This is a genomic window from Mesorhizobium sp. M7A.F.Ca.US.006.04.2.1 (genome assembly GCF_004022915.1).
GTDB classification, from domain to species: domain Bacteria; phylum Pseudomonadota; class Alphaproteobacteria; order Rhizobiales; family Rhizobiaceae; genus Mesorhizobium; species Mesorhizobium ciceri.
In genome coordinates, this window is sequence record NZ_RZQA01000647.1 from 1 (window position 1) to 3,770 (window position 3,770).

Consider the following 3,770-nt stretch of genomic DNA (forward strand, 5'->3'; position numbering starts at 1 on the left):
GGCTCGCTGTCGGAGCGCCGCATCGCCATGCTTGTCGATCCGGCACTTTTCGGCATGCCGGCCTTCCTGACGCCCAAGCCCGGCCTGAACTCCGGCTTCATGATCCCGCAGGTGACGGCGGCGGCGCTCGTCTCGGAAAACAAGCAGAAAGCCTATCCGGCATCAGTCGATTCGATCCCCACCTCGGCCAACCAGGAAGACCATGTTTCGATGGCGGCGCACGGTGCGCGCCGGCTGATCGGCATGGTCGAGAACGCCACCGCGGTGATAGGCATCGAATTGCTGGCCGCGGCCCAAGGCTGCGATTTCCACGCGCCGCTGGCCTCGAGCGACGCCCTGGAGGCGGTGCGCAGGCTGGTGCGGGCCGAGGTGCCACATCTCGACAATGACCGCCATTTCCACCCCGATATGGAAAAAGCCATCGCCATGGTGCGCAGCGGTGCGGCCATCGAGGCCGCCGGCGGTGTGGCTCTGCCGTCGATTTCCGGAGCGGTGTGATGGCAAGCGCGCCCTGGCTGACGGTCACGCCCGGCACAGCCCCGTTGCTGGTGTCGATACCACACACCGGCATCGACCTCGCCGGCCTTGAGAATCGGCTGGTCTCACCCTGGCTCGGCCGCCGCGACTGCGATTGGTGGATCGATAATCTCTATGACTTTGCCGCCGGCCTCGGGGCGACGGTGGTGCACACCGCGATCTCCCGCACCGTCATCGACGTCAACCGCGATCCCTCCGGCGCCTCGCTTTACCCCGGCCAGGCGACGACGGGCCTTTGCCCGACCGAGACCTTCGATGGCGATCCGCTCTATCGCGAGGGCGAAGAACCGGGGCCGTCGGAGATCGACGAGCGTCGCGAGGAATTCTTCGTGCCGTACCATGCCGCCTTGCAGGCCGAGATCGGCCGGTTGCGCGGGCTACACGAAAAGATCGTGCTCTATGACTGCCACTCGATCCGTTCAGTGCTGCCGCGCCTGTTCGAAGGCACGCTGCCGGTTTTCAATCTCGGCACCAATGACGGCAGGAGCGCCGATCCGACGCTGCAGGCGATGGTCGGCCAGATCATGGCCGAAACCGGTGAAACCTTTGTCATCAACGGCCGCTTCAAGGGCGGCTGGATCACACGCCATTTCGGCCAGCCGCAACAAGGCGTGCACGCACTGCAGATGGAACTCTCCAACCGCATCTATATGCGCGAGCCCGATGGCAAGGGCACGCCGGACAATTGGCCGGTGCCCTATGACGCCGAGTTCGCAGCACCGATCCGCGCCACCCTGCGGAAAATCCTCGAGACCGCGACATCCTGGGCGCGTGTCTGACATCAGATCCTCTTATGGAGTGACGCCATGAACAATCCTCGCCACAACATCCGCGAAGTCCGCAGCCCGCGCGGCACCGAAATCAGCGCGCGCTCCTGGCTGACGGAAGCGCCGCTGCGCATGCTGATGAACAATCTCGACCCGGATGTTGCTGAAAATCCCAACGAACTGGTCGTCTATGGCGGCATCGGCCGGGCGGCGCGCACCTGGAACGATTTCGACCGCATCGTCGCCTCCTTGAGGACGCTGGCCGATGACGAGACTTTGCTGGTCCAGTCGGGCAAGCCGGTCGGCGTCTTCCGCACCCATCCGGACGCCCCGCGTGTGCTGATCGCCAACTCCAATTTGGTGCCGCACTGGGCGAATTGGGAAAAGTTCAACGAGCTCGATAAGAAGGGCCTCATGATGTACGGCCAGATGACGGCCGGCTCGTGGATCTACATCGGCACGCAAGGCATCGTGCAAGGCACCTACGAGACCTTCGTCGAGGCCGGTCGCCAGCACTATGGCGGCAATCTCAAGGGAAAATGGATCCTGACCGGCGGCCTCGGCGGCATGGGTGGCGCCCAGCCGCTCGCCGCCGTCATGGCCGGCGCCTGCTGTCTCGCCATCGAATGTAACCCGGACTCGATCGATTTTCGCCTGCGCACCCGCTACGTCGACGAGCGCGCCGAGACGCTCGACGAGGCGCTGGAAAAGATCGAACGCTGGACCAAGGCCGGCGAGGCGAAGTCGGTCGGCCTGCTTGGCAATACGGCTGAGATCGTCCCGGAGATGTTCAGGCGTGGCATTCGCCCCGATATGGTCACCGACCAGACCTCGGCGCATGATCCCATCAACGGCTATCTGCCGAAGGGCTGGACGATGGCCGAGTGGCGCGAGAAGCGCGTCAGCGACCCCAAGGCGGTCGAGAAGGCGGCCCGCGCTTCCATGCGCGAACATGTCGAGGCGATGGTGGCGTTCTGGAACGCCGGCGTGCCGACGCTCGACTATGGCAACAACATCCGCCAGGTGGCCAAGGAGGAGGGGTTCGAGAACGCCTTTGCCTTCCCCGGCTTCGTGCCGGCCTATATCCGTCCGCTGTTCTGCCGCGGCATAGGCCCCTTCCGCTGGGCGGCTCTGTCGGGCGATCCGGAAGATATCTACAAGACCGACGCCAAGGTGCGCGAACTGACGCCCGGCAACACCCACCTGCACAACTGGTTGGACATGGCGCGCGAGCGCATCGCCTTCCAGGGCCTGCCGGCGCGCATCTGCTGGGTCGGCCTTGGCGACCGCCACAAGCTCGGCCTTGCCTTCAATGAAATGGTGGCCAAGGGTGAGCTGAAGGCGCCTGTCGTCATCGGTCGCGATCACCTCGATTCCGGCTCGGTTGCTTCGCCGAACCGCGAAACGGAATCGATGAAGGACGGCTCGGACGCGGTGTCCGACTGGCCGCTGCTCAACGCATTGCTCAACACGGCGTCCGGTGCCACCTGGGTGTCGCTGCACCATGGCGGCGGCGTCGGCATGGGTTTCTCGCAGCACGCCGGCATGGTCATCGTCGCCGACGGCACGCGCGAAGCCGCCAGGCGCCTGGAGCGGGTGTTGTGGAACGACCCGGCGACCGGTGTCATGCGCCACGCCGATGCCGGCTACGACGTTGCCATCGAATGCGCCAAGGAGCACCAGCTCAACCTGCCCGGCATTCTCGGGTGAGAAACGTCCGGCCGCAGGCAGGCGAAAAGCCGCGGAGTCGGCTTTTCGAGTTTCGAACGCCCGTAACCATAGCGGAGGGCTAGGTATGCGCATCCTGCGGGCAGCCGAATACCGGTCGATGCCGTGGAAGAACGGCGGCGGCGTGACGACGGAAATCGCCGTCTCGCCGCCCGGTGCCGGGCTAAACGATTTCGACTGGCGCGTGTCGATGGCGCGTGTCGAATCGAGCGGTCCGTTCTCGCAATTCGCCGGCATCGATCGCACCCTTGCCGTGCTCGAAGGCGAGGGCATCGTCCTCGAGATTGCCGGCTACCCGCCGAGATCTATAAACAGGACGACCGCCCTGTTTTCTTTCCCGGCCGACGTGCAGACCTCGGCCGCGCTGATCGGCGGACCGATCACCGATCTCAATGTCATGACCCGCCGAAGCCGGATGACGCATTCGGTCGAACGCCTGGTGATTTCGGCCCCCGTGGAAATCCGGACTGAAGCCGGCACAACGCTCATCCTGTGCTTGGACGGCGACATCAGTGTGCCCGCCGCTGAACCGGTTCGCCTCGGGCCGCTTGACACTCTGCTGTCCGGGCCGGTCAGCACCGGCCTGCTTGTCCAACCCGCCCATGAGGCAACGCTGTTCGTGATCCGGATCCGCGCCATCGCCGGCAACGATTAACGCTTGTTTCCAAACATGATCGCGGTACCGGCGAAATATAGCGTAAGCTGCTGGCGGCATCACGAAAAAGCCTGAATCCTCTC

The 3,770-nt window shown here is 64.7% G+C and carries 4 protein-coding genes; all 4 read left to right on the forward strand.

Features of this window, described 5'->3' with window-relative positions:
- Nucleotides 1-498 (forward strand): aromatic amino acid lyase (locus EN925_RS27195; RefSeq protein ID WP_164894417.1); only part of this gene is annotated, 498 nt, incomplete at its 5' end.
- Nucleotides 498-1,316, forward strand: a complete 819-nt coding sequence (gene hutG / locus EN925_RS27200; RefSeq protein ID WP_013532301.1) for an N-formylglutamate deformylase — start codon at nt 498-500, stop codon at nt 1,314-1,316. The genes EN925_RS27195 and hutG, both read left to right, overlap by 1 nt.
- Before the next feature lie 27 nt (nt 1,317-1,343).
- Nucleotides 1,344-3,014 carry a urocanate hydratase gene (gene hutU / locus EN925_RS27205; RefSeq protein ID WP_127368743.1) on the forward strand — a complete coding sequence of 557 codons (1,671 nt, stop codon included), beginning with the start codon at nt 1,344-1,346 and terminating at the stop codon, nt 3,012-3,014.
- A gap of 85 nt (nt 3,015-3,099) precedes the next feature.
- Nucleotides 3,100-3,687 carry a HutD family protein gene (locus tag EN925_RS27210; RefSeq protein WP_127368744.1) on the forward strand — a complete coding sequence of 196 codons (588 nt, stop codon included), beginning with the start codon at nt 3,100-3,102 and terminating at the stop codon, nt 3,685-3,687.
- Nucleotides 3,688-3,770: the final 83 nt, after the last annotated feature.

What these genes read in the sequence shown, in the direction of transcription:
- hutG (WP_013532301.1), top strand. Translation starts at nt 498, where the DNA reads ATGGCAAGCGCGCCCTGGCTGACGGTCACGCCCGGCACAGCCCCGTTG.
- hutU (WP_127368743.1), top strand. Translation starts at nt 1,344, where the DNA reads ATGAACAATCCTCGCCACAACATCCGCGAAGTCCGCAGCCCGCGCGGC.
- EN925_RS27210 (WP_127368744.1), top strand. Translation starts at nt 3,100, where the DNA reads ATGCGCATCCTGCGGGCAGCCGAATACCGGTCGATGCCGTGGAAGAAC.